Below are 24,374 nucleotides of genomic sequence, written 5' to 3' on the forward strand. Positions count from 1 at the left end.
CGTATTGAAACGCAATGCTCCCGCGGCAGCTCCTCTTGGAATGCAATGGTTTTGAGCCCGGGTCTCCTTTTGACTTGGGCTTTCCATGCAGATGCATTAAACGGGCCCTCCTGCGGCTGCTGATTTTGCAGGCCCGCCAACGACAGACGAGGAAGACCATGTCGACACAGATCGGCGAACTCGCTCCGGCCTCGCGTTCCTCCAACTGGCGTACCCCGGCCGTCATCATTCTGTGCGGCTGTGCGATCGGCATGCTCGGCTTCGGCCCGCGCTCGGCGCTCGGCTTTTTCGTGCAGCCGATGAGTCACGAATTCAGCTGGGGCCGCGATGTGTTCGGCCTCGCGATTGCCGTGCAGAATCTCTTGTGGGGGCTGGGCCAGCCGTTCGCAGGCGCGGTCGCCGATCGCTTCGGCCTCTTCCGGGTGATGTGCGTCGGCGCGCTGCTTTATGCCGGCGGCCTGCTGCTGATGCGCTACTCCACGACGCCGCTGTCGCTCGACATCGGCGCCGGCGTCATGATCGGTTTTGGGCTCGCCGGCTGTTCGTTCAATCTGGTGTTGTCGGCGTTTAGCAAGCTGTTGCCGCCTGAGAAGCGCGGCCTTGCGCTCGGCGCCGGCACCGCAGCAGGCTCCTTCGGGCAGTTCCTGTTCGCGCCCATCGGCGTTGCGCTCATCGACAATTTCGGCTGGCAGCAGGCGTTGTCCGTGTTCGGCTTCCTGATGCTGCTGATCATCCCGCTGTCGCTGGCGCTCTCGACACCGCCGGTCGCAGAATCAGCAAAGGCGACGGCCGCTGATGAGCAGACCTTCACCAGGGCGCTGGCCGAAGCCTTCGGCCATCGCTCCTACGTGCTGCTCGTGCTCGGCTTCTTCACCTGCGGCTTCCAACTCGCCTTCATCACCGTGCATCTGCCCGCGTTTCTGGTCGATCGCGGCATCTCCGCGCAAACCGGCGGCTGGGTGATTGCGGCGATCGGCCTCTTCAACATCATCGGCTCGCTCAGCGTCGGCTATCTCCAGAACCATCTGCCCAAGCGCTATATCCTCTCCACCATCTATTTCACCCGCGCGCTGGCGACGCTGGCCTTTATCTCGTTCCCGATCACGCCGTTCTCGGCGATCGCGTTCGGCGCGATTTCCGGCCTGACCTGGCTGTCGACGGTGCCGCCGACCTCGGCGCTGGTGGCGCTGATGTTCGGCACGCGCTGGCTTGCGACGCTCTATGGCTTTGCCTTCGTCAGCCACCAGGTCGGCGGCTTTCTCGGCGTCTGGCTTGGAGGCATCGTGTTCGAGCGCTTCGGTTCCTATACGCCGATTTGGTGGCTCTCGATCCTGTTCGGCGTGCTTTCCGCGCTGATCAATCTTCCGATTGTGGAGAAACCCGTCGAGCGAGCGGTTGCACAGCCGGCCTGATCGGCTAAACAATCCGGACAAGCAAGTCAGGGAGTTCAGTCGTGGCCACATTCAAGGCAATCCGGATCGACAAGGCGGACAAGGGCACCACCGCGCAGCTCACGCAGTTCGATGAAGCCGAGCTGATGGACGGCGACGTCACCGTCCGGGTCGAATGGTCGACGCTGAACTACAAGGACGGCCTTGCGCTGACCGGCAAGGCGCCGGTGGTGCGCCGCTTCCCGATGATCGCCGGCATCGACTTCGCCGGCACAGTCGAAGCCTCATCGCATCCGCAGTGGAAGGCAGGGGACAAGGTGGTCTGCACCGGCTGGGGTATGGGCGAGACCCATCTCGGCGCCTATGCCGAGAAGGCGCGGGTGAAGGGCGACTGGCTGGTCGCCCTGCCGCAAGGCCTGTCGGCGCGCGACGCCATGGCGATCGGCACCGCCGGCTTCACTGCAATGCTCGCGGTGCTGGCCCTCGAGAAACACGGCATCTCGCCGAAGAGCGGTCCAGTCGTGGTGACGGGTGCTGCGGGCGGCGTCGGCTCGGTCGCGATCGCCGTGCTCGCCAAGCTTGGCTATCACGTCATCGCTTCGACCGGCCGGGCCTCCGAGGCCGACTACCTGAAGCAGCTGGGAGCAGCCGAGATCATCGACCGCAGCGAATTGTCGGCACCGGCAAAACCTCTCGCCAAGGAGCGCTGGGCCGGCGGTGTCGACAGCGTCGGCTCGACCACGCTCGCGAATCTGCTCTCGATGACGAAGTACGGCGGAGCGATTGCGGCCTGCGGTCTGGCCGCCGGCATGGACCTGCCGTCCTCGGTGGCGCCGTTTATTTTGCGAGGAGTGTGCCTTCTCGGCATCGACTCCGTGATGTGCCCGATTGAGCCCAGAAAGGCCGCCTGGCAGCGCCTGGCATCCGATCTGGATCGAACAAAGCTCGTTGAAATTACTAAGGAAATACCGTTGTCTGAGGTTTCGGATTGGGGCGCGAAAATCCTGGCCGGGGAGGTCCGCGGCCGCATCGTGGTAAAAATTGTCTAACGACGTTCAGACTTTACCAACCAAGCTGCTTCAATGTCGCCATGGTTCGTATGGTAAGCAGCGGGTAAAGAGATAAGGCATCGCCCGCTGCGGGGTTGGGTTCGGAGTTGAGCATGCTTGCGCGTATTGTGTTGGGGGCTGTCACGGCGGCAGCAACGTTTGCGCCGGCTATTGCTGGAAGCATGAACGCCGACGAGGCGCGCCGCTTCGTGGCCGGCAAGGTGTTCGCCTTTACCTGCTTCGATGGCACCCGCGGTGCAGGCCGCATTCTCGACGATCTCGGCGCCGCCGGCGCCGTGCAGTTCTCGGGCGCAGGACCGGTCAAACATCTCCGGCTGCCCGGCAACACGCTCCAGATCCGCGGCCAGAACGTCTGCGCCTCGATCAAGGGCATTCCGTTCGAGCCCTGTTTCAACCTGGAAAAGACCGATGATCGCAGCTTCCGCGGCTCGGTATCCGGCATGGGCTTCGCCTATTGCGACTTCCGCCACCAGGGCGGCAACCAGATGCTGATGGCGCGTGCAACGGCGCGCCCGCGCTCGCTGCGGAATTCGGATCGCACCGGTTCGGTCGGCCCTGCCAACACCGAAGTCGCCGCGCGTGTCGAAACCCCGCGTGTCGAGAGCAGCCGGCTCGAGCCGGTGAAGCCGGAGCCCGCGAAGACCGAGGCCCCGCTGGAGCTGCGTCGCTCGACTCAGTGAGTCGGCCTCGCCGCGCAGTCGCTGCTTCCTCAATGACATTCGTCCAGCGCGAAGCTGCCGCCGTAGTCATACGGACAGCGGCGTTCACGGGTTGGTAGCTGTTCGCGCCTCAGTTTGCGTGCGGCCGGGGCGGTGCCACGCAAGGGTCGAACGATGTCGCTGTATTTCTTCCGTATCAGCACCGGCCGCTATTCCGGCGCCGCCGATCAGCCCTACGAATTCGAGGATCGCGCAGCCGCCTGGACCGAGATGACGGAGGTCTGCGCCAACCTGCTCGGCAGCATCGCGCGCGGCCTGAAGCCGGACGCCGAGTGGTGCATGGAGCTGCTTGACGAGAACAAAAACCCGGTCTTTCGCGTCACCCTCGTCGGCGAGACCGTCGGATGCAAAGCTTCCTAGACCTCACTTCAAGCTGCAATTTGCAACCAGTGCGAGATCACTCCGCGTCGCGTTCAATCATTTGGCGTAAAAAGTAGGTATTTGTGCGAGGGATCTCGTTAACCTAACGATGGAACTCTGACCGTTAGCTTCGCGGTAAGGACGACGATCAACGTCCAGGCGGCCAACAACGACTTGGCAGCTCGTTTCGGGGAAACGTACCGATGTTCAGCCTCTTACAGAATTTGCAGATCGGGACCAAGCTGGCGATCGCTTCGGCTCTCGGCGTGCTCCTGGTCGGAGCCATGATCGCAAGCCAGACGCTTGGCAATGCGAGCATCCGCGAAACCAGCCAAAGCGCACTTGCCCAGCAGCAGATCGCGCGCGACGCTGTGAAGGCCGAGGCAACAGTTCGCGGCATGCAGCTTGCGGTACGAGACATTCGTCTCGCCAACAGCCCAGCCGATATCCAGAAAGCCACCCAGAACCTGGGCGAGCAGCAGAAATCGACCAATTTTCTGGTCGATGAAATGCTGAAGCTTTCTCACGAGATGGAGAACCGGGCTCCGATCGAGAAACTCAGATCGCTGGCCGCGAACTACGAAAAGGCTGCGCAGCAGATCGCGCGCGTCCGCGGCGAAGCTGTGGTCGCGAGCGGTGCCGACGGCGCAACGCGCGCTGCAAAGCTCAACGAAGACGCCATCCGCATGGCACGCGAGATTACTCTGCCGATTGCCGGCGAGCTCGACGTGGTGATCGGCCAGATCGCCGACTACGCGAGACATAAATCCGAGGAGAAGAATGCCTTGGCCGCGGCGCAAATGAGATCAAGCGAGCAACTTGCGATCCTGGTCGGCGCCTTCGCTGCGCTCGTGCTCGTCTGCTCCTGGCTGATGTCGTTCCTGACCGTCGCGCGGCCGATCCGCGCGCTCACCGTGGCGATGGATAAGCTTGCCGGCGGCGATTTCTCGGTGGTGCTGCCCGGTCTCGGCCGCAAGGACGAGGTCGGCGGCGTCGCCGCGGCAGTCGAAAAGTTCAAGCTCGTGTCCGAGCAGAAGGCGCGCGAGGAGGCCGAAGCCAAGATCAGGCAAGACCAGATTGCGGCAGCGCAACGCAAGGCCGAGATGCACAAGCTCGCCGATAGCTTCGAAGCCGCGATCGGAGAAATCGTCGATACCGTATCCTCGGCCGCGACCGAACTGGAGGCATCTGCGTCGACCCTGACGTCGACTGCGGCGCGTGGACAGGAGCTTACCACGATGGTTGCTGCCGCCTCCGAGGAAGCCTCCACCAACGTGCAGTCGGTGGCATCGGCGACCGAGGAGCTGTCTTCGTCCATCACCGAGATTAGCCGGCAGGTGCAGGAGTCCGCCCGCGTCGCGGGCGATGCGGTGAGCCAGGCCCGCACCACGACCGACCGTGTCGGCGACCTTTCCGCCGCCGCAGCGCGGATCGGCGACGTGGTCGAGCTGATCAACACCATCGCCGGCCAGACCAATCTTCTTGCGCTCAATGCAACCATCGAGGCTGCGCGCGCCGGCGAGGCGGGACGCGGCTTTGCCGTGGTCGCCTCGGAGGTCAAGGCGCTTGCGGAGCAGACCGCGAAGGCGACCGGCGAGATCGGGCAGCAGATCGCCAGCATCCAGACCGCGACCGATCATTCGGTCGGCGCGATCAAGGACATCAGCCATACCATCGAGAAGCTGTCGGAGATCTCCTCGACCATCGCAGCCGCGGTGGAAGAGCAGGGCGCCGCTACCCAGGAAATTTCTCGCAACGTGCAGCAGGCGGCGGCAGGCACGCATCAGGTGTCGTCCAACATCACCGATGTTCAGCACGGCGCTAGCGAGACTGGCTCGGCGTCTGCGCAGGTGTTGGCGGCGGCGCAATCGCTGTCCGGCGACAGTCAGCGCCTCAAGCTCGAGGTCGGCAAATTTCTCTCCACCGTGCGCGCCGCCTGACGGCGACGTGCTGCGGCAGATCCGGGCGAATGCTACGACGCATCCGCATTAGGGCGGAGGATTTCCCTGCGGCTGCAACAGAGGATTGCAGCGAAGATGGCCGTCGACCGGGCACGAGCCGTAGTTTTACGTAGGTTCCTGTTAACGCCTGTTTGCAATTATAGGCGCAATCTCACGGGATAAGAACCAGCCAGCATCGTTGGAATGACCCCCGCCCTGTCGTCCGCCGCGACGATTGCGGCGCAGGTGACTTGCGCGTTGCTGGTGCTACCGGGGTTATCGTGATGTCGAAGTTGTCGATCGTTTTCAAGCTGCTGACCGTGCTGTCGGTCCTCGTGCTCTCCCTCGCCGGTGTCGGCGTGATGGCGATCGGCACGATGCAGAACATCAATGCCCATACAGTCGAGATTGCGGAGAGCTGGCTGCCGAGCGTGCGTGCGCTTGGCTCGATGCGCGCCGACATCAACGAACTGCGCGTCGTCCTGCGGCTACACCTGATGCAGGAGAGCATTGAAGGCAAGGACGCCGCTGAGAAACGCATGGCTCCGCTGCGCGAGCGCATCGAGAAGACGCGCAAGGTCTATGAAGCGCTCATAACTTTGCCCGAGGAGCGCTCGATCTACCAGCAGTGGACCAAGGCCTGGGCCGAATACCTGAACGGCGTTCAGGAGACGATGGCGCTGTCGCGCAAGAGCCCCGGCCGCTTTCCGACCGATGCCAACGAGCTGTTGCAGACCAAGGTCGCGAAGATGGCGCAGGCGGCGGATCCGCTGCTGCTGAAGAGCATCGAGCTCAACAACAGCGGCGCCGAAGCTGAAACGAAGCAGGCGGCCGACAGCTACGCCACAATCTTCCGCGTGCTCGTCGGTATCATCGTTGCAGCCGTCGCGATCGCGATCGCTGCCGCCTACTATCTCGTGCGCGACGTCTCCCGCGGCATCGCCTCGATCATCCGTCCGATGCAGTCGCTCGGCGAGGGCGATCTGTCGGCCGAGGTGCCGCATCGCGGCGAGAAGACCGAGATCGGCGCGATGGCGGATGCGCTCCAGATCTTCAAGGACGCGCTGATTGCCAAGAAGGCTGCCGACGAGGCGGCAGCGCGCGACGCCGAAGCCAAGATCGAACGCGGCCGCCGCGTCGATGCCATCACCCGCAATTTCGAGGTCATGATCGGCGAGGTCGTCGAGACCGTGTCGTCGGCCTCGACCGAGCTCGAGGCTTCCGCCGCTACGCTCAGCGGCACGGCGCAGCGCGGCCAGGAGCTCGCGACCGTCGTTGCGGCCGCGTCGGAGGAGGCTTCCACCAACGTCCAGGCGGTGGCGTCCGCCTCCGAGGAGCTGTCCTCCTCGATCACCGAGATCAGCCGCCGCGTACAGGATTCGGCGCGGATGGCGGCGGAAGCCGTCGAGCAGGCGGCGCGGACCAACGAGCGCGTCAACGCGCTGTCGCAGGCCGCCTCCCGCATCGGCGACGTCGTCGAGCTCATCAACACCATCGCGGGCCAGACCAACCTGCTCGCGCTGAACGCGACCATCGAAGCGGCACGCGCCGGCGAGGCCGGCCGCGGCTTCGCCGTCGTCGCCTCCGAAGTCAAGGCGCTCGCCGAGCAGACCGCGAAGGCGACGGGCGAGATCGGGGCGCAGGTGTCCGGCATCCAGGCCGCGACGCAGGAATCAGTCAGCGCCATCCAGGAGATCGGCGGCACCATCGAGCGGCTGTCCGAGGTGTCCTCGGCCATCGCGGCCGCCGTCGAGGAGCAGGGCGCGGCGACGCAGGAGATTTCGCGCAACGTTCAGCAAGCCTCGGTCGGCACGCAGGAGGTGTCGTCCAACATCACCAACGTGCAGCGCGGCGCGATCGAGACCGGCTCTGCCTCGGCCGAAGTGCTGTCGGCAGCGAAGTCGCTTGCGACCGACAGCACTCGCCTGAAGGTGGAAGTCGCGCAGTTCCTGGAATCGGTTCGCGCGGCCTAAAGGCAAGGCATTTCGGTTCTTCACCTCTCCCCGCTCCGGAGAGGTGGAACCTCGCCTGGAGCTCTATGTGCCCGTTTGCGCAGCCGGTGGCGGTGCGGCCTGCCGCCGGAACAGGATGCGCTGGTACAGCCAGCCGATCGCGACCAGCACGACGCCGAGGCACATGAATGAGAGCGCGCGGTAGACGCCTGTCAGCGTCGACATGTCGATCACGAAGGCCTTCAGGATCGTCAGTGCGATCACAGCGGCCGAGGCCAGCCGCGCACGCTCCGAATTGACGAGGATGCCGACGCCGAGCAGCGCAACGCCGAAGGCGAGCCAGCCGATCGAATAGGTGTATTGTTCCGCGCCCGTCGTCGGTCCGGTGGACAGGATCGGACCGTGATAGAAGCGGCGGATCTCCAGCGTGACATAAGCGAGCGCGAACACGAGCGCGCCAGCCGCAATAGTGTTGGCGTAGACCTTGCCGCGCTCGCCGACGACAGCATACGACAGCAGCAGCATCAGTACCGCCGGCAGCGCGTAGCCCAGCAGCAGCAGATTGAACACGGCGCCGCCGACGTCGATGCGCCACAGCAGGGGATTCTCCATGATCAGGAGGCCGAACACGCTGATCAGCCCGCCGATCGCCGTCAGCACCACCGCGCCGACATTATGCACGATGCTGTGGCTGCGCAGCCGCAACCGCTCCAGCCCGATCGCCATCGCGAGTGTGATGCAGACCTGCAGCGCGAACTCGAGCAGGGAGGGGGGCACGGTCATCCGGCCGCCCGTCGCAAAGTGCCGAATCTCCATGAACGCGAGCAGGGCGGTGAACAGGATCGCGGCGGTCTCGACCATGCGCAGCGGCGCATCGTCGGCACGGCGGCGCAGGAAGATGCTCGCAGCCCAGAACGATGCGGCCGGCACGCCGTAGCCCCACAAGAGCCAGTTGAAAATCGGCGTGGTGCCGACGGCGTCGCCGACGATGCGCGGATCATAGGCGATGCGCGCGGTGACGAGCCCGGCCAAGATAGCGGCGAGCCAGCGCAGGAACGGAATCGGCCGCTGCATCGAGATCCAGGCGGTGCCGAGCGACATCAGCGCCAGCGCGATCGTCAGCCAACCCTTCTCCAGCGCGAAGGTCAGCGCCAGCGCCATTGCGCCGAGTGTGCCGGTCGCGAACAGGGCCGTGGAGATCGCGATGCCTGGTCGGGTCTCGCGGCGCGCGAGCGCTTCGGTCGCTGCGCCGAAGGCGGCGGCAAGCAGCACCGCGACGATCGCGAACGGGATCGAGCGGTCGAGATGAGCGATGCGTGCGTAGAGCGCGACCAGAATTGCGATCGGCATCGCAACTGCCGTTGCCGACCACACCACCGGGATGATTGCCGAATTCGAGCGGCCTTGCGCGAGGAAACCCGCGACGCCGAAGCCTGCCGCGAAGATCGCGGCCATCACCAGATGCAGCGTCACCGCGCTGCCGGTCGCGGTCGGCCCGATGCCGGCCATGGCGCCGCCCGGCAGCACCAGCATATCGGGATTGGCGCGCACCGCCCATTCGGCGAACACGATGAAGACGGTCGCGGCGGCCGCGCCAAGGGCGCCGGTGGCCGCCGGCGCGCGCCAGGCGACGAACAGCGTTCCGGCGACCAGCAGCGTGAAGGCAAGCAACGCGAGATCGGCGTGTCCGCTCGAGAGCACGATCAGCATCGCGCCGAACAGATAGGCGCCGAGCGCGCTCGACGAGACCGGCTCGATCTCGCCATCGTCGATGCCGGGTCCGAACATGAAGCCGCAGACGACCAGCAGCGCGGCGAGCAGGAAGCCGGCGATGACATGGAAGGCGTGCGGCGCGACCTGCAATTCGGCGGCGTCGAGACCCGGGAAGGTCCACAGCACGGCGAAGACGATGGTGGTCACCGCGAGCCAGCGCCACAGCCGGATACGGGCAAGGCCGAAGCTCGCCGCTGTCACGATCGCAAGATAAACATAGAGCGCCCAATAGTCTGGCTTGCCGCTGGAGACGAGGATAGGCGTCACGAAGGCGCCTACCACGCCGAGTCCGGCGAGCGCGGGGCCATGCAGCAGCGCTGCGGCGAGCGTGCCGAGCGCGACCAGGCCGAGCAGCACGAAGGCCGTCGCGGGCACGAGGAATTCGTACAGCGCATAGGCGGCATAGATGGTCGCGAAGGCCACCGCCGTGCCGGCCGCGGTGAGGATTGCAGGGATGTTGGCGATCGGCAACGCCTGGAGGCTCGAGATGCTCTCCTTGCGCCGCGTCCATTCGCCGGCACCGAGCAGCGCCAGTGCGAACAGGCCGCCGAGGAATACGCGCACGCCGGGACCGAGAAGGCCGGCCTCGATCGAATAGCGCACCATGAAGAAGCCACCGAGCGCAAGCGCAAGGCCGCCGATCCAAACGACCCAGCGGGTGCCGAGCCGCTCCTCGAAGCCGGGTGCGGGCGCCGGCACGGGCGGCGGTGCGCCGGCTTCAAGGTTGACTTCCAGCGGGGGCGGAGAAGCATCTTCGGCAAGGGGCGGAGGCGGCGCCAGCTCGGGTTCGGGCGCAAGCGGGGGCGGCTCTGGGGCTGCCGTTGTGGTGGTGGCGGGCGCCTGCTCCCAAACAGGGGCGAGCGGCGGCGGCTGCACCGGCCGCTGCGCGTGAAGGACCTCTTCGAGCGAGCTCAGCCGTCGCCGCAGATCGGCCGCCTGGCTCGAGGCCTTGATCGCGATGAAGAAGGCGGCGATCGCAATGAACAACGCGAAGACGTCAAACGGACCGTCGAACATGAAGCCTCCAGGCCACCGGCGGGGCAGAGGCCGGTACCACAGTAACAGGATCTAGCGCCGGGACCGCACGCGCAAGCCCGGCGCGGGCCGCTCCTGGAGCACCTCGCGGCGGAAGCGATAGAGTGCCGCCGGCCGTCCGCCCGTCTGTGTCGACATGACCCCGGTCGGTTCGACCAGGGCCTCCATTTCGACCAGGCGGCGGAAGTTCTGCTTGTGCAGATGCCGGCCGGAGATCGCCTCGACCGTATACTGCAGTTCCGTAAGTGTGAATTCAGCCGGCAATAGTTCAAAGACGACAGGGCGATACTTCAGTTTTGCACGTAAACGCGCGATCGCCGTGGCGAGGATCCGGCGATGGTCGAACCGCATCGAGGTCCCGAGCGGGGGAATCGTCTTGCGCGCCAATGCCGCAGGGCGTCCATCACGCCGCGCCTCCTCGATCAGCCCGGCCTCGTACAGCAGTTCGTAGCGGTCGAGCACGCGCTCCTCGTCCCAGGGCGCGCCGTCGAGACCGAAATAGAACCGCACGCGATCCTTCCGCGGCAGCGCGCGTGTCGTCTCCGGCGTTTCTTCCTCGGCCCACTTCGTCAGCGCCGGGATGATGTCGCGGGAGATGATCCCCGGCGGCTCCTCCCGCCAGTCTTCCCAGGGGAAGAAGCGGTACCATGGCGCGAAGCCCGCCGCGTTTGCAGCAAGCTCGCCGTCCACAGGTCGCGTCAGCGCGAGATAGCCGATCGACACCATATGTGCCCCGGTGTCGCCGGCCTCGGCATGGCGGCCGCGATCGCCGAAGGTGTAGAGCTGCTCGACGTAGCCGAGCCGCAGGCCCGTCTGTTCCTCGACCCAGGCGCGCAGGCCAATCTCGAAGGTGCGGTGGCTAACCGCATCGAACGGGCCGAACGGCAGGCCGGCAAGCCCGTCGGCGCCTCGTGCGGTCAGGATCAGCGGCTCGTGGTTCTCGATCGCGACGATCGCGGCGGTGAGGCCAATCTCGATCGGCGTCAGGAGCTGGTCGCTCATGCGATGACGATCGCGCCTGAGAGAGAGATGCGTCGGTGCAGGTTGTCTGAGCGGCTCTCTCCGCGGGCTCGCTGCACCTTTCCCGCGAGCGGGAGAGGTCGCGCCGAAGGTGCGGGTGAGGGCTCTCGCCTCTTTGGGACTCGCAATGAGGTGACACCCCCTCCCGTAAGCGGGAAAGCGGGCGTAGTCCTGTTGCGGCTGCTATTCGACGCAATTCTCATTCGAGCTCGATCACGAAGGGGCGGCCTTCCACCATCATCGCGCCGGGGCCCATCTCGTCGAGCGCGCGCAGCATGCGGCCGTTTCGCCCCAGTGCACGATCGGCAAGGCTGACGATGCGCCGGTTCGGCGAGGCGATCGGCGACGCCGCGCGAATCTTCCTCGCGATCTCGACCTCGTCACGATCCGGATTCAGCGCGCAGACGGCTGCGAACGCGCTTGCGGTGGAGCGGCTGATGCCGGCATAGCAATGCACCACCAAAGGCGCGCAGCGATCCCAGCCGCGCACGAAATTCAGCACCTGCTCGATATGCGTCTCCGATGGCGCGACGAAACCGTCCATCTCCTCGGTGATGTCATCCATCGACACCTTGAGGTGGTTGGCCGGCAGCACCGACACCGGACGTGCCACCTGCTCGACATTGGCCATCACGGTGAGCACATGGCTCGCGCCCGTAATTCGGACAGTCTCGGGAAGCGCGGCGAGGGAACAGACGTGGATCATGGCGGACCTTTTTGCCGGCAATTATAGCGAGGGACAGTAGGGTGAGCAAAGCGACTTGTCGCCGTAGCTCAAAAAGCGAAGGCGGACGCATGTCCACCGCTTTGTCGCAAACGCGAAAGGATGGTGGGGTACGGCGCAGTGCGCCGGCAGGGCCTACGCAAACACGGCGCCGAACCGCTCCAGAAACTGCTTCTCTGCGCGAGCCGCCGTCCAGGGTGTCAAGTAGTCGCGGCGGACGCTGTCGGACAGGCCTGGATCCTTGCCGAACAGGCGCTTGGCCTCGCTCTCGCCGAAGCCGGCGAGCTCGGTTGCCTCGAGGTAAGCGGCGCCGCGGTCGGCGGCTTTGATCGCCAGCGTGATTTCCTCAGGCAGCTCCGCTGGGAGGCCGAAGCGGATATGGATGGCGCCGAGCAACCGCTTCTCGACCGCCTTGTAATGACCATCGAGCACGGCCTTGAACGGCGAGATCATGTCACCGATCACATATTCCGGCGCATCGTGCAGCAGGGCGGCGAGCCGCATGCGCTGATCGGCCCGCGGCATCTCATGCCGCAGCACGGTTTCTACCAGCAACGTGTGCTGCGCGACTGAGAAGATATGCGCGCCTATGGTCTGCCCATTCCAGCGCGCGACGCGGGCAAGGCCGTGCGCGATGTCGGCGATCTCGATGTCGAGCGGGGAGGGATCGAGCAGATCGAGCCGTCTGCCCGACAGCATGCGCTGCCAGGCGCGGGACGGCGCATCGCGCGCGGTCTTCTTCGCCGTCATTTGGGCTTGAGGCGCGGCTTGCGCCGGGTCTTGCCGCAGGTCGCGTGACAATGGCAGTCGACGAGATGATCGTTGACCATGCCGGTGGCCTGCATGAAGGCATAGACGATGGTCGGGCCGACGAATTTGAAACCGCGCGAGGACAGCTCCTTGGAGATCTGCACCGACAGCGGCGTCGAGGCCGGCACGCTCGCGGTGGTCTTGAAATGATTGACCAGCGGCTTCCCGTCCATGAAGTCCCACAGCAGCTTTGAGAAGCCCGGGCCCTTCTCCATGATGTCGAGATACGACTTCGCGCTCAGGATCGCGCCGTCGATCTTCGCCTTGTTGCGCACGATGCCGGCATCGTTCATCAGCGCATGAACCTTCTTGGCGTTGTAGCGCGCGATCTTCTCCGGCTGGAAATCGTCGAAGGCTTCGCGGAAATTATCGCGTTTGCGCAGGATCGTGATCCACGACAGCCCGGCCTGGAAGCCGTCGAGCATCAGCTTTTCGTACAATGCGCGGTCGTCGTACTCGGGCACGCCCCATTCGGTGTCGTGATAGGCGACATAAAGCGGATCTTCGCCGGGCCAGGGACAGCGTGTCTTTCCATCGGGATGCAGGCGGGCGGCGCGGCTCATGTGATGGGCTGCTTGGCTGGGATTCGAACGACGTCAGGTTCAGCGAGCGTCAGAGGCAGCCCACCAGCGGTGAGCGGCTGGCCTGCATCGAGCGCTTCGGCGACGCGGTCGACGCGCACCAGGGCAATGCCCTTGCCGCCGGCGCTCGAGCCGATGGTGCCGACCGGCTTGTCGCCGGCGAGAATGGTCGCGCCCGGCTCGGGCGACGCGCCGTCGAGCAGCACCTTCACGCTGCGCGTGCGCGCGGTGCCGCGATGCTGCATGCGCGAGACGACCTCCTGGCCGACATAGCAGCCCTTGTCGAAATCGACACCGGCAAGACGATCCATGTTGGTCTCGTGCGGGAACGCATCGCTGTACATGAAATCGAGCCCGCCGCGGGGCACGCCGAGCGCAATACGGTGCGCTTCGTATTCGGCCGAATCGACCAGCTCGGCGCCGATGAGGTCGGACAGCTTCAGCTTGAGGTCTTCCGGGATCAGGACGCGATAGCCGAGCCCGTCGTTGCGCGGATCGGCAAAGGCAAGGTCCGGCTGGGCCGCGGGCTGGCCATCCCAGGCGGCGAGCACGCCCATATCGCCGGAGAGATTGTCCACCGTGGCCTTGGCGCGCAGCTTGTAGAACTTCAGCTTGGTGGCGAGGGTGTCCGCCAGCGCTTTGGGGCAATCGATCAGGAACCCGCCGCCATGGCCGGCCGGCACCTCCGTGATCAGAAAATCCACGATGATCTTGCCTTGCGGCGTCAGCAGCGCGCCGAATCGCCCCAGGCCCGGTTTCAGCCTGTCGAGGTCGGTGGTGATGAGGCCGTTGAGGAAGTTGCGCGCATCCTCGCCCGCGACCTTGACCACGCCCCGGTCGGGAAGAAACGCCGATTTCATGCGAAAATCTCTTGCGACATGTTGCTCCGGAACGTAAGCCCGCATCGCATAAACGACAAGACCTCGAGCCCTGCGCTTGGGGATGAGAGAGGCCTTCAGCCATGAGCCAGCGTTTCGATGTGATTCTCAGGGGCGGCACCGTGGTCAACCAGGACGGCGAGGGTGTTCGCGATATCGGCATCAAGGAAGGTCGCATCGCCGAGCTGGGCCCGCTGTCGCAAGGCAGCGCCGCGGAGGTGATCGATTGCAAGGGCCTGCACATCCTGCCCGGCGTGATGGACACGCAGGTGCATTTCCGCGAGCCCGGGCTGACGCACAAGGAAGACCTCGAGACCGGCTCGCGCAGCGCCGTGATGGGCGGCGTCACCGCCGTTTTCGAAATGCCCAACACGGCGCCGCTGACGGTGACGGACGCCGAATTCACCGATAAGGTGAATCGCGCCCATCATCGCATGCATTGCGATTTCGCCTTCTTCATCGGCGGCACCCGCGAGAACGTGCAGGACCTGCCGGTGCTCGAGCGCGCGCCGGGCTGCGCCGGCGTCAAGGTGTTCATCGGCTCCTCGACCGGCGCGCTCCTGGTGGAGGACGACGAAAGCTTGCGTCGCATATTCCAGGTGATCCAGCGCCGCGCCGCTTTCCACGCCGAAGACGAATATCGCCTCAACGATCGCAAATCGCAGCGCATCGAAGGCGATGCGCGTTCGCATCCGGTCTGGCGCGACGAGACCGCGGCGTTGATTGCGACACAGCGCCTGGTCAAGCTCGCGCACGAGACCGGCAAGCGCATCCACGTGCTGCACATCTCGACCAAGGAAGAGATCGAGTTCCTGCGCGACCACAAGGACGTCGCGTCTTGCGAGGCGACGCCGCATCACCTCACACTGGTCGCCCCCGAATGCTACGAGCAGCTCGGCACGCTGGCGCAGATGAACCCGCCGGTGCGCGGCGCCGATCACCGCGCCGGCATTTGGCGCGGCATAGAGCAGGGCATCATCGACGTGCTGGGCTCCGACCATGCGCCGCATACGCTGGAAGAGAAGCAGAAGACCTATCCGGCCTCGCCCTCGGGCATGACGGGCGTGCAGACGCTGGTGCCGCTCATGCTCGATCACGTCAATGCCGGCCGCCTGTCGCTGGCGAGATTCGTCGACCTCACCAGCGCCGGTCCCGCGCGAATCTACAACATGGCCTGCAAGGGCCGCATCGCCGCCGGCTACGATGCCGACTTCACCATCGTCGATCTGAAGCGCAGCGAGACCATCACCAACAAATGGGTTGCATCCAAGGCCGGCTGGACGCCTTACGACGGCGTCCGCGTCACCGGCTGGCCCGTCGGCACCTTCATCCGCGGCCGGCGCGTGATGTGGCAGGGCGAGCTTGTGACCCCCTCGCAGGGCGAGGCGGTGCGGTTTCTGGAGACGCTGAAGCCGTAGGCTCTTTTGTCGGGAACACACCGTCCCGGTCGTTGCGAGCGCAGCGAAGCAATCCAGAATGTTTCGGTGGAGGCAGTCTGGATTGCTTCGTCGCAAGAGCTCTTCGCAACGACGAGGGGAGAGGTCTACACTCCCTCTCCAACGGAGGAGTAGTCCAATGTCCCAGCCTGCCGCCCTCATCACCACCGTACAACTCGCCGCTGTCCTGAGCGATCCCAATCTCCGCCTCTACGACTGCACGACCTACAACGAACCCGTCCCGCCTGGCAGCGATGTGCCGTATCGCGCCGTGCCCGGCGACAAGACGTTCGCCGCCGGCCACATCCCCGGCGCCGATTTTCTCGACCTGCAAGGCGAGTTCTCGGACGCCTCGTCGCAACACTTCTACATGATGCCCGACGTCGCCCAGCTGGAGGCCGCCTTCGGCCGTCACGGGATCGACGCGTCCAAGACCATCGTACTCTACAGCATCGGCACCATGATGTGGGCGACGCGGTTCTGGTGGATGTTGCGCGCGCTCGGCATCGATGCGCTCGTGCTCGATGGCGGATTCGACAAATGGAAGGAGGAGGGGCGGCCGGTCGAAACAGGTGCCCCGAAGGGCTATCCGGCGACGACCTTCAAGGCAACGCCGCGCGCCGGCCTCTTCATCGACAAGACCACCGTGCTGGCGCGGATCGGCGATCCCGCGACGGTCATCGTCAACGCGCTCGGGCCGCAGTTTCACCGCGGCCTCGAACCGAGCCGCTATGGCCGGCCGGGTCGCGTGCCCGGCAGCGTCAACGTTCCTGCCGCAACGCTCGTGAACGCCGACAAGACGCTGACGACGCTTGCAGATGCCGAGGCCAAATTCGCGGCCCAGGGCGTCACGCGCGACAAGAGCGTGATCTGCTATTGCGGCGGCGGCATCTCGGCGACGATCGATCTGTTCCTGCTGGCCCAACTCGGCTTCCACGAGCTGACGCTCTACGACGCCTCGATGGGCGAATGGGCGAGAGATCCGACACTGCCGATCGAGACGGATTAGGTTTGCTTACCCTGATCCATCAGGGCGAAAGAAAACCGGGAACCTTTTCTGCCAGCCTGCATCCAATGTCGGGAACGAATGGAGATAGGTAGCCGCCATGCCAGGGACCGCAGCCGGCCCGTCCGCCGGTGCCAGGACAATGGAGGCCGCACTGATCGACCGCGCGCGGCGCCGGGACGAGACCGCTTTGCGGGAGATCATGCAGGCCAACAACCGGAGGCTTTATCGCCTGGCGCGCGGAATCCTGCGCAGCGACAGCGAAGCTGAAGACGTGGTGCAGGAAACCTATGTCCGCGCCTTCACCCGTCTCGACGGCTTTCTTGGTGAGTCGGCGTTGTCGACGTGGTTGTCGCGCATTGCGATCAACGAGGCGCTCGGACGCCTTCGCAGTCGAAAGCCGCAGGTCGAACTGGAGTCGGTGCCAGAGGCAACGCTCGAAGCGGAAATCATCCAGTTCCCCCTTTCTTCCGCCGCAGCCGATCCGGAAAAGTCCATGGCCCAACGCGAGATCCAGCGCGTCGTCGAACACGCGGTCGACGAATTGCCCGAGGCCTATCGTATGGTCTTCACCGCGCGAGTAATGGAGGGCATGAGCATGGAGGAGACGGCCGAGCTGCTCGGTATCAAACCGGAGACCGTTAAGACACGGTTGCACCGCGCGCGCACGCTGCTGCGCGAGAACGTCGAGAAGAAGATCGGGCCGGTGATCATGGATGCGTTTCCGTTCGCCGGCCGGCGCTGCGAGCGCCTGACCGCGGCCGTGCTCAGGCGCCTTGGCGTCGGCGCGTAACTTTCTGGGAACGTTCGGTCGGAATTGCCATCCAACCTGTGCAAGCAACACGCCGGAAAGTCTCCGGCCTCACAGGAGTGTCAAGCCATGTTGATCGGATGGAGCGCGGCAGCGGCCGCAGCGATCATGTTGTCGAGTCCCATCCTGCTGCAAAAGGCGAGCGCAGCCGACAAGCCCACCGATCCGCAGATCGCACATATCGCCTACACCGCGGGCGTCATCGATATCAATGCCGCCAAGCAGGCGCAGAAGAAGGCCAAAAGCAAGGACGTGAAGGCGTTCGCCGAAGACATGCTCCGCGACCATGAGGCGGTCAACAAGCAGGCGCTCGCACTCGTCAAGAAGCTGAACGTCACGCCTGAAGACAACGAGGCCAGCAAGGCGCTGTCCAGGCAGGCGAGCGACAAGCTGGCCGAGCTCGACAAGCTCGACGGTACAGCGTTCGACAAGGCTTATGTCGCGAACGAGGTTGCCTACCACGAGGCGGTCAATGGCACGCTGGAGACGCAGCTCATTCCCTCAGCGAACAACGCTGAGCTGAAGAGCCTGCTGCAGACCGGCCTGAAGATTTTCCGGGGCCATCAGCAGCACGCCGAGCATGTTGCGGCCGAGCTGAAATAGGGGGCGAGAGATGAAGCCGGGACGCCTCGCTTCGATCGCGCTTGCGGTCGTCTTCCTGTCGGTGGTCGTCCCGGCGCATGCCGCGACCATTCGGATCACGATGGAGGATCTGGTGATCTCACCTGCCGATATGTCGGCGAAGGTCGGTGACACCATCGAATGGATCAACAAGGATGTCTTCGCCCACACTGCTACGGCGAAGAACAGCGATTTCGATGTGATGCTACCGCCGCAGAAATCGGCGACCTTCGTTTTGAAGAAGGCGGGAACGATCGACTATTACTGCCGCTATCATCCGAACATGAAAGCGACCCTCAAGGTCGAGCCATAAGGGAGCGCGTTCCCGATCGCAGCGGGAATATCTTCCGGCCATCGCGAGACTAATGCTTGTCCGCTGGAACGGTTTCCGTGCGATAAATCGCCGTGGGCTTCGCGACGACTTTCGCAAAGTCATTCATCCGTCGACTGGCCCCGCCCGCGTGGCGGGGGTCATTTTCGGTGGGCTTACTGCCTGGAGATGCCGACCGAGAACTCGCCGTTGCGAATGCGGCCGGGAAAGCCCTCGACGAATTTCGCCACCGCGTCCTCCCCATAGGTGCCGACGAGCTCGGCAAAGGCCGCGAACAGGCTCGCCTGCGCCAGGCAGTCGCCGTCGACGCCGTCATGGCGCGCCTCGGCCCAGGCCTCGTTCAGATAGCTCAGGGCTGCCTGCTTCTGCTCATGGTCGGGCAGTGGCGCGCGGGCGGGTGCGTAGGAAATCGGCTGGCTCATGAAACTCGGTCAGGGCTGGGGCGCGATCCACGGCGATGCGCTGTGCAGGAGGTGTAGCACGGTCGTTAACGACCGCTAGGCCACATCTTTAAGAACGGTTAACGGCTGTGAATAAACTCGGTGACGAGGTTCCAGCCGGGCCTCGAGTCGATCGCCTCTTGTCATTCCGGGTTCGCGACTGCGTCGCGCCCCGAAATTACACGACAGAGCTCAGTTCGCGTAGCGCGCCGTGAGATCGCGCGAGATCTTCGAGCCTTCCTCGATGTAGCGGCGGATCGCCACCGTCGCGGCCGGCGTGCAGCTCCGGTAGGTTTGCTGAAAACCGTTATAGCCGCGATTGAATCCGGCGATCATGCGGGTGCGGCGCTCCCCGGAAGGGGTCTCGGCATCGATGAGCGCCTGCATCTCGTTGCGCCATTTGTTGCCCTCATTGGCCCCGCAGATGCCGCGCAGATAGTGCAAGCCCCCGAGGATCTCGGCCAGCCGCTGCAATTCGCCGTCAAACGGGGCCGCCCCGTCCTGGGCCTTCGTGGGCACGGAGGCGCAGGCAAGAATTACGGCAAGAACGGCCAGAAAGCGCGGGGTCATCGGCGGCTGTATGCCCCCTGGAGCCTGTGGACGCAAGGCGGGCCGTCAGGTCCCTATCAGCCGGTGGGCGGACTGGATGACCTCCTCCAGCCCTCCGGTCAGCTTGAGGTCGCCAAGGCTGCCGAGAGCGTCCGGCGCGACCCAGCGATAATCGTCGAGCTCGTCGTTCAGGGCCGGTTCGTTGGCAACCCAGCGGGCGGCAAACGACATGATCAGATAATGGCCGGCGCCGGCGGCGGCCGGCAGCACCTCGCGCCAGCCGGCGAGACCAATGATCCTGATGCGAAGGCCGGTCTCTTCGTCGACCTCGCGGCTCAGGGCCTGATGCAGCGATTCGCCGAATTCGACCCGCCCGCCCGGCAGCGAATAGAACCCCTTGGCAGGCGAACGGGCCCGCCGGACCAGCAGCACCTTGCCGTCCCGGAAGATCGCCGCGCTGACTGCAAGCTGGGGGTGCGTGGGTTGGGCGACCGCGGCCAATCTTTCACCTATCCGGCCGAGTTCGCCATGATGGTATCGACGTCGGCTTCCGTGCCGCCATTGATGATGCCGCCGCAGGCCGCGATCAGCGGCTTGACCCAGAGGGTCGCCTGCTCGGCGAGGCGGACACGGGTGGAGTCCTTTTCGACCTCGCGCATGGCCGAGCCGACGGCGGTCAGGATCGAGGTCATGGTATCGGTGATGTGGTCGAACTGGGCACGCACGTTGGGATCGGCCTTCTCATAAGCCTCGATTGCCAAATCCCGCGCCTTGAAATTCGACGCCGTGAAATGCTCGGCATAGGATAGCGGCGTCCAGGTCAGGAAGTCCTCGGCGCATTCCGGCATGTCCGGAACCATCTCGAGCAGCATCACGGCTTCATTGAAATGGTTGAGATAGTCGGTGGCAAGCCCCGTCCGCGGATTGATATTGGCCACGCGCAGACGCTCAGCCCAGGCCTCAGCCTCGGGGCCCGTCTGTACGTGCGTCCGCGCGGGTTGGGAGGCCGTTGAGCTCATCTGCCGCAGTGTTAACGTTCGGGGTTAAAAGGACCTGAACGGACCCTATATAGACACCCAGTCATGTGTGGACGCTTCGTCATAACTTCCGCCCCCGCGGCTTTGCGGCAACTGTTCGGCTATGTCGAGCAGCCGAATTTCCCGCCCCGGTACAATGTCGCTCCGACGCAACCGATTCCGGTTGTGCTGGTCGAGAACGGCGCGCGCCATTTCCGCCTGATGCGCTGGGGCTTGCTGCCCGGCTGGGTCAAGGATCCGCGCGGGTTCACGCTCCTGATCAACGCGCGTTCCGAGACCGTGCTGGAGAAGCCCGCCTTCAAGACCGCGATTCGCCGCGGGCGCGGCCTGATCCCGGCCGATGGCTATTACGAGTGGAAGACGGAAGCCGGCCGCAAGCAGCCCTTCTTCATCCACCGCGCCGACGGCGAGCCGCTTGGCTTTGCGGCGGTGTTCGAAACCTGGCTCGGGCCGAACGGCGAGGAGCTCGACACAGTCGCGATCGTGACGGCCGCCGCAAGCGAGGACCTCGCCGCGCTGCATGACCGCGTGCCCGTGACCATCAGTCCGCGCGATTTCGAGCGCTGGCTCGACACAAGCGGCGACGAGGTGGACGCGATCCTGCCGCTGATGACCGCTCCGCGCGTCGGCGAATTCGCCTGGCACGCCGTCTCCACCCGCGTCAACCGTGTCGCCAATGACGACGAGCAGCTCGTGTTGCCGATCAGCGCCGAGGAGATCGAGGCGGAAGCAGAGGCGGCCAAGCCGAAGAAGGCGGCGCGGAAGGTGGCGGCTGTGTCATCGGACGACGGGCAGGGGTCGTTGTTCTAGCCGCGGTGCCGCCCCTCACTCCGCTGCCCCGTCGACGATGCGAGTGAGGCGTCAAACCTCACACGATCTCTCTTGCCCGAAGCCCCGCAATCGCCGCCGCATCGAATCCGAGCTCGCCCAGCACGGTATCGGTATCCGCGCCCAGCTCCGGCGCCATCCGGTCCAGGCTGCCGCCGCCATGCGCGAGCCTGAAGCCGCTGCCGGCGAAGCGGAGCGGGCCGTAGGGCGTGTCCAGTTCTTGAATGGCACCTCGCGCGGCAATTTGCGGATGATCGATGACCTCCTCGACCTTCCAGATGCTGGCGCAGGGCGCGCCGGCGTCTTCGAGGATCGTCTCCCATTCACGTGCCGGGCGTTGCGCCAATGCCTCCTCGATGATCGCGCGAAGCGCCGGCTCGTTCTCGTTGCGGGCGAACCAGTCGGTAAACCGCGGATCGGTTAGCGTGTCCTCGCGGCCGAGCGCGCTCATCAGCGCGCGGTATTGCTTCTCGTTGTTGACCGCGAGCAGGATGTGGCCGTCGCCGCACTTGAACAAGTTCGCCGTGGTCCTGCGGCTCACCGCCTGGTTGCCCGAGAGCTCTTGCCGATGGCCGGCCACGGACCAGTCCGCGATCTGTCCGGACAGAAACGCCAGCGTCGCCTCCAGCATGGAGACGTCGATGAGCTGTCCCTGGCCGGTGCGGTCGCGCTGATAGAGCGCGCTCGACACGCCGAAGGCGGCGGTGGCGCCCGACAGCACGTCGCAGACCGCAAAGCCGGCGCGCGTCGGTCCCGTCTCGGGATGGCCCGTGATCGCCATGATGCCCGACAGTGCCTGCATCTTGCCGTCATAGCCGGGCCGCAGGCGGTCCGGGCCGGTCTGGCCGAAGCCGGAGACCGCGCAATAGATCAGCTTGGGATTGATCGCCGAGAGCGCCTCGTAGCCGATGCCGAGCTTGTCCATCACGCCCGGACGGAAATTCTCCATGACGACGTCGACCTGCGCGGCAAGCTTCTTCACGATCGCTTTTGCCTCCGGCTTCTGCAGATCGAGCGTCAGGCTGCGCTTGTTGCCGTTGACGGCCTGGAACGCCGGCGCGAGCCCGCGCTCGGCCCATTCGCGGCTGAGCGGCGTGCGGCGCATGTCCTCGCCCTCGCGCCGCTCGACCTTGATGACGTCGGCGCCGAGCAGCGCGAGCTGGTAGCTCGCATAGGGGCCGGCAAGCACTTGGGTAAAGTCCAGGATCTTCACGCCCTCGAACGGTCGCGTCACGTCGCTCTCCCTTTTCGTCTAGATCATTGGAGGACGTCAGGCGGCGCGGTTGCCGCGCGCGATCTCCTTCTGCTTGTCGAATTCGGCGCGGCGGCGCGCCAGCTCCTCGGGGCTGAGCTGCGCGACGTTGTTGTAGTCGAGCTTCCAGGAGGCGTCCTCGCTCCAGCGCAGCGGCGACTGCATCGTGGTTTGCGGACCGCTCGCCGTCTCCAGCAGCGTGAGCGCGAGCTCCAGCGTCTGCGCCTGCGAGGCGACATCCTGCGGCTTGCCGGCGGAATTGCCGAGCGGGAAATCGCTGAACAAGAAGCGCGGCACGGCCGCGTGCTCGACGATGTCCTTGGCGCAGCCCATGATCACGGTCGGGATGCCGTTGCGCTCAAGATGCCGCGCCACCAGCGCCGTGGTCTGGTGACAGACCGGGCAGTTCGGCACCAGCACCGCGACGTCCACCGCGTCCGCGAGGCAACGCGAAAGAATCTCCGGCGCGTCGGTGTCGAGCGTGACGCGGTGGCTGCGGTTCGTGGGGGCGCCGAAGAAGCGCGGGGCGACTTCGCCGATGCGACCCGCAGCACTCGCCTTCAACAGCTGCGGTAGCGGAAACCAGGTGCCGCTGTCGGTCGCCGAGGTGTGCTTGCGGTCGTAGCCGATGTGCGAGATGCGCAAATCGTGCTCTTTCGACGTGTCGCCGTCATAGACCTGGTAGAATTTCGCGCTGCCGTTATACGCCGCGCCGGGCCCCTGGTCGCCCCTGGCCGGATCGAACGGCGCGGCCGTGGTGATGATGGTGACGCGCGACTTTGCCAGCGGCTTCTTCAGCGGCTGGAACGGCGCCTCGGTGTAATGCGCCCAGCGATACGGCGTGGTGTAGCCGATCGCCGCATAATAATCGCGCGTGCGCTGCATGTAGGGAACGGGGGAGTCGTAGTCGGGTGCAAAGCCGAATTCGTCGTCGCGCGGAGCGGACATGGGCGCGTCTCCTGGTTCTTGGTTGGGCCCAGACTAGAGATAGTTTCGGGGTTGCTCAACGGGGGCGGAAGAACGCAGGACAGGATTGCAATCAAGCTGGGGCCAGCGCTGCGCTTTCCCTCTCTCCTTGTGGGAGAGGGTGGCTCGCCGCGTTAGCGGCGAGACGGAGAGGGGTCTCTCTCCGCGAGTCCGATCGCTTGTAGTCGCGGAGACAGACCCCTCATCCGGGCGCTTCGCGCCACCTCCCACAAGGGGAGAAGGGAACAAGCCAGCATCACCTACCTGAAAATATGCAGCGCCGCATATTGCAGCAGCAAGATCGCCTTGGCGTCGATGATGCGGCCGTCGGCGATCATCGCCAGCGCCTCGTCGATCGAAAGCTCCAGCACCTCGATGTCCTCGCCCTCGTGTTCGAGTCCGCCGCCGTCGCTGACGCGCATCTCAGGCTCGTATTCGGCGACGAAGAAATGCAGCTTCTCGGTGATGGCACCGGGGCTCATGAAGGCCTCGAACACCTTGTGGACGTCGTGCAGGCGATAGCCGGTCTCCTCCTCGGCCTCGGCGCGGATGCGCACCTCGGGGGCGGCATCGTCGAGCACGCCGGCGGCGGCCTCGATCAGGAGGTCGTCGTAGCCGCGGATGAAGGCCGGCAGGCGGAATTGGCGTACCAGGATTACCGTGCGCCGGGCGAGATTATAGGGCAGCACCGCGGCGGCATTGTCGCGCTCGTAGGTCTCGCGGTGCTGCGTCTGCCACTCGCCATTGGCGCGGCGGTACTCGAACGTGGTGGTCTTCAGCGGCGTCCAATTGTCCGAGAGCACGCGGACGTCCTTGATGCGGACGCGATCGGAAATGGTCATGG

Annotated in this window: 25 protein-coding genes; 12 read left to right on the forward strand and 13 right to left on the reverse strand. The window is 65.1% G+C overall.

Features of this window, described 5'->3' with window-relative positions; all coding sequences use genetic code 11:
• Positions 1 to 158 precede the first annotated feature (158 nt).
• The 6 genes from K408_RS0126755 (at position 159) to K408_RS0126780 (ending at position 7,453) form a co-directional block, all read left to right on the forward strand.
• The gene (locus tag K408_RS0126755) at positions 159 to 1,412 is read left to right on the forward strand and encodes an MFS transporter (protein WP_024341535.1); all 1,254 of its coding nucleotides are present in this window, start codon (positions 159 to 161) and stop codon (positions 1,410 to 1,412) included.
• 41 nt (positions 1,413 to 1,453) lie between these two features.
• Complete coding sequence (gene acuI, locus K408_RS0126760) at positions 1,454 to 2,440, forward strand: acrylyl-CoA reductase (NADPH) (RefSeq protein ID WP_024341536.1); 987 nt, start codon at positions 1,454 to 1,456, stop codon at positions 2,438 to 2,440.
• A gap of 113 nt (positions 2,441 to 2,553) precedes the next feature.
• The gene (locus K408_RS0126765; RefSeq protein WP_024341537.1) at positions 2,554 to 3,141 is read left to right on the forward strand and encodes a hypothetical protein; all 588 of its coding nucleotides are present in this window, start codon (positions 2,554 to 2,556) and stop codon (positions 3,139 to 3,141) included.
• Between the two features lie 153 nt (positions 3,142 to 3,294).
• Complete coding sequence (locus K408_RS0126770; protein WP_024341538.1) at positions 3,295 to 3,540, forward strand: DUF6894 family protein; 246 nt, start codon at positions 3,295 to 3,297, stop codon at positions 3,538 to 3,540.
• Between the two features lie 203 nt (positions 3,541 to 3,743).
• Positions 3,744 to 5,480, forward strand: a complete 1,737-nt coding sequence (locus tag K408_RS0126775; RefSeq protein ID WP_024341539.1) for a methyl-accepting chemotaxis protein — start codon at positions 3,744 to 3,746, stop codon at positions 5,478 to 5,480.
• A 284-nt stretch (positions 5,481 to 5,764) separates the two neighbouring features.
• A complete protein-coding gene (locus K408_RS0126780; protein WP_024341540.1) occupies positions 5,765 to 7,453 on the forward strand; it encodes a methyl-accepting chemotaxis protein in 1,689 nt (562 codons plus the stop codon).
• 63 nt (positions 7,454 to 7,516) lie between these two features.
• Here K408_RS0126780 and K408_RS0126785 read toward each other — a convergent pair whose 3' ends face one another.
• The 6 genes from K408_RS0126785 to ygfZ form a co-directional block, all read right to left on the reverse strand.
• On the reverse strand, positions 7,517 to 10,222 hold the full coding sequence (locus K408_RS0126785) for a DUF2339 domain-containing protein (RefSeq protein WP_024341541.1): 2,706 nt from the start codon (positions 10,220 to 10,222) through the stop codon (positions 7,517 to 7,519).
• 51 nt (positions 10,223 to 10,273) lie between these two features.
• The gene (locus tag K408_RS0126790) at positions 10,274 to 11,242 is read right to left on the reverse strand and encodes an NUDIX hydrolase (RefSeq protein WP_024341542.1); all 969 of its coding nucleotides are present in this window, start codon (positions 11,240 to 11,242) and stop codon (positions 10,274 to 10,276) included.
• 217 nt (positions 11,243 to 11,459) lie between these two features.
• Positions 11,460 to 11,966, reverse strand: a complete 507-nt coding sequence (locus K408_RS0126795; protein ID WP_024341543.1) for a tyrosine phosphatase family protein — start codon at positions 11,964 to 11,966, stop codon at positions 11,460 to 11,462.
• Positions 11,967 to 12,119: 153 nt separating this feature from the next.
• The gene (locus K408_RS0126800) at positions 12,120 to 12,734 is read right to left on the reverse strand and encodes a YfbR-like 5'-deoxynucleotidase (protein WP_024341544.1); all 615 of its coding nucleotides are present in this window, start codon (positions 12,732 to 12,734) and stop codon (positions 12,120 to 12,122) included.
• Entirely contained in the window at positions 12,731 to 13,357 is a 627-nt protein-coding gene (locus K408_RS0126805) for a DNA-3-methyladenine glycosylase I (RefSeq protein WP_024341545.1), read from the reverse strand. Before K408_RS0126805 ends, K408_RS0126800 begins: the two co-directional genes overlap by 4 nt.
• Positions 13,354 to 14,235, reverse strand: a complete 882-nt coding sequence (ygfZ, locus tag K408_RS0126810) for a CAF17-like 4Fe-4S cluster assembly/insertion protein YgfZ (RefSeq protein ID WP_024341546.1) — start codon at positions 14,233 to 14,235, stop codon at positions 13,354 to 13,356. The genes K408_RS0126805 and ygfZ overlap by 4 nt, the downstream gene beginning before the upstream one ends.
• Before the next feature lie 101 nt (positions 14,236 to 14,336).
• Between ygfZ and K408_RS0126815 the strand changes: the two genes are divergently transcribed.
• From K408_RS0126815 to K408_RS0126835, 5 genes are all read left to right on the forward strand, one after another.
• A complete protein-coding gene (locus tag K408_RS0126815) occupies positions 14,337 to 15,671 on the forward strand; it encodes a dihydroorotase (RefSeq protein WP_024341547.1) in 1,335 nt (444 codons plus the stop codon).
• A gap of 157 nt (positions 15,672 to 15,828) precedes the next feature.
• Entirely contained in the window at positions 15,829 to 16,698 is an 870-nt protein-coding gene (locus K408_RS0126820) for a sulfurtransferase (protein ID WP_024341548.1), read from the forward strand.
• Between the two features lie 97 nt (positions 16,699 to 16,795).
• Positions 16,796 to 17,488: an RNA polymerase sigma factor gene (locus tag K408_RS0126825; RefSeq protein ID WP_024341549.1), complete on the forward strand. Its 693-nt coding sequence runs from the start codon at positions 16,796 to 16,798 to the stop codon at positions 17,486 to 17,488.
• A gap of 87 nt (positions 17,489 to 17,575) precedes the next feature.
• A complete protein-coding gene (locus K408_RS0126830) occupies positions 17,576 to 18,109 on the forward strand; it encodes a DUF4142 domain-containing protein (protein ID WP_024341550.1) in 534 nt (177 codons plus the stop codon).
• 10 nt (positions 18,110 to 18,119) lie between these two features.
• Entirely contained in the window at positions 18,120 to 18,440 is a 321-nt protein-coding gene (locus tag K408_RS0126835) for a cupredoxin domain-containing protein (RefSeq protein WP_024341551.1), read from the forward strand.
• 173 nt (positions 18,441 to 18,613) lie between these two features.
• On the opposite strand, the gene K408_RS0126840 is transcribed toward K408_RS0126835, so the two are convergent.
• From K408_RS0126840 to K408_RS0126855, 4 genes are all read right to left on the reverse strand, one after another.
• Complete coding sequence (locus tag K408_RS0126840; protein WP_024341552.1) at positions 18,614 to 18,880, reverse strand: hypothetical protein; 267 nt, start codon at positions 18,878 to 18,880, stop codon at positions 18,614 to 18,616.
• A 210-nt stretch (positions 18,881 to 19,090) separates the two neighbouring features.
• A complete protein-coding gene (locus K408_RS0126845) occupies positions 19,091 to 19,468 on the reverse strand; it encodes a TIGR02301 family protein (RefSeq protein WP_024341553.1) in 378 nt (125 codons plus the stop codon).
• Positions 19,469 to 19,513: 45 nt separating this feature from the next.
• Positions 19,514 to 19,948: an NUDIX hydrolase gene (locus tag K408_RS0126850; protein WP_024341554.1), complete on the reverse strand. Its 435-nt coding sequence runs from the start codon at positions 19,946 to 19,948 to the stop codon at positions 19,514 to 19,516.
• A gap of 8 nt (positions 19,949 to 19,956) precedes the next feature.
• Complete coding sequence (locus K408_RS0126855) at positions 19,957 to 20,466, reverse strand: hypothetical protein (protein ID WP_024341555.1); 510 nt, start codon at positions 20,464 to 20,466, stop codon at positions 19,957 to 19,959.
• Between the two features lie 63 nt (positions 20,467 to 20,529).
• On the opposite strand from K408_RS0126855, the gene K408_RS0126860 reads away from it, so the two are divergent.
• Entirely contained in the window at positions 20,530 to 21,294 is a 765-nt protein-coding gene (locus tag K408_RS0126860) for an SOS response-associated peptidase (protein WP_024341556.1), read from the forward strand.
• 58 nt (positions 21,295 to 21,352) lie between these two features.
• Here K408_RS0126860 and K408_RS0126865 read toward each other — a convergent pair whose 3' ends face one another.
• The 3 genes from K408_RS0126865 to K408_RS0126875 all read right to left on the reverse strand — a co-directional run bounded on the left by K408_RS0126865 (position 21,353) and on the right by K408_RS0126875 (position 24,372).
• Entirely contained in the window at positions 21,353 to 22,546 is a 1,194-nt protein-coding gene (locus tag K408_RS0126865) for a CaiB/BaiF CoA transferase family protein (protein ID WP_024341557.1), read from the reverse strand.
• Between the two features lie 36 nt (positions 22,547 to 22,582).
• On the reverse strand, positions 22,583 to 23,512 hold the full coding sequence (locus tag K408_RS0126870) for a glycine reductase (RefSeq protein ID WP_024341558.1): 930 nt from the start codon (positions 23,510 to 23,512) through the stop codon (positions 22,583 to 22,585).
• Positions 23,513 to 23,790: 278 nt separating this feature from the next.
• Positions 23,791 to 24,372 (reverse strand): NUDIX hydrolase, encoded by a 582-nt coding sequence (locus tag K408_RS0126875; RefSeq protein WP_024341559.1) that lies wholly within the window; start codon positions 24,370 to 24,372, stop codon positions 23,791 to 23,793.
• Between the last annotated feature and the right edge of the window lie 2 nt (positions 24,373 to 24,374).

The organism is Bradyrhizobium sp. in8p8 (assembly GCF_000426845.1).
GTDB classification, from domain to species: Bacteria; Pseudomonadota; Alphaproteobacteria; order Rhizobiales; family Xanthobacteraceae; genus Bradyrhizobium; species Bradyrhizobium japonicum_C.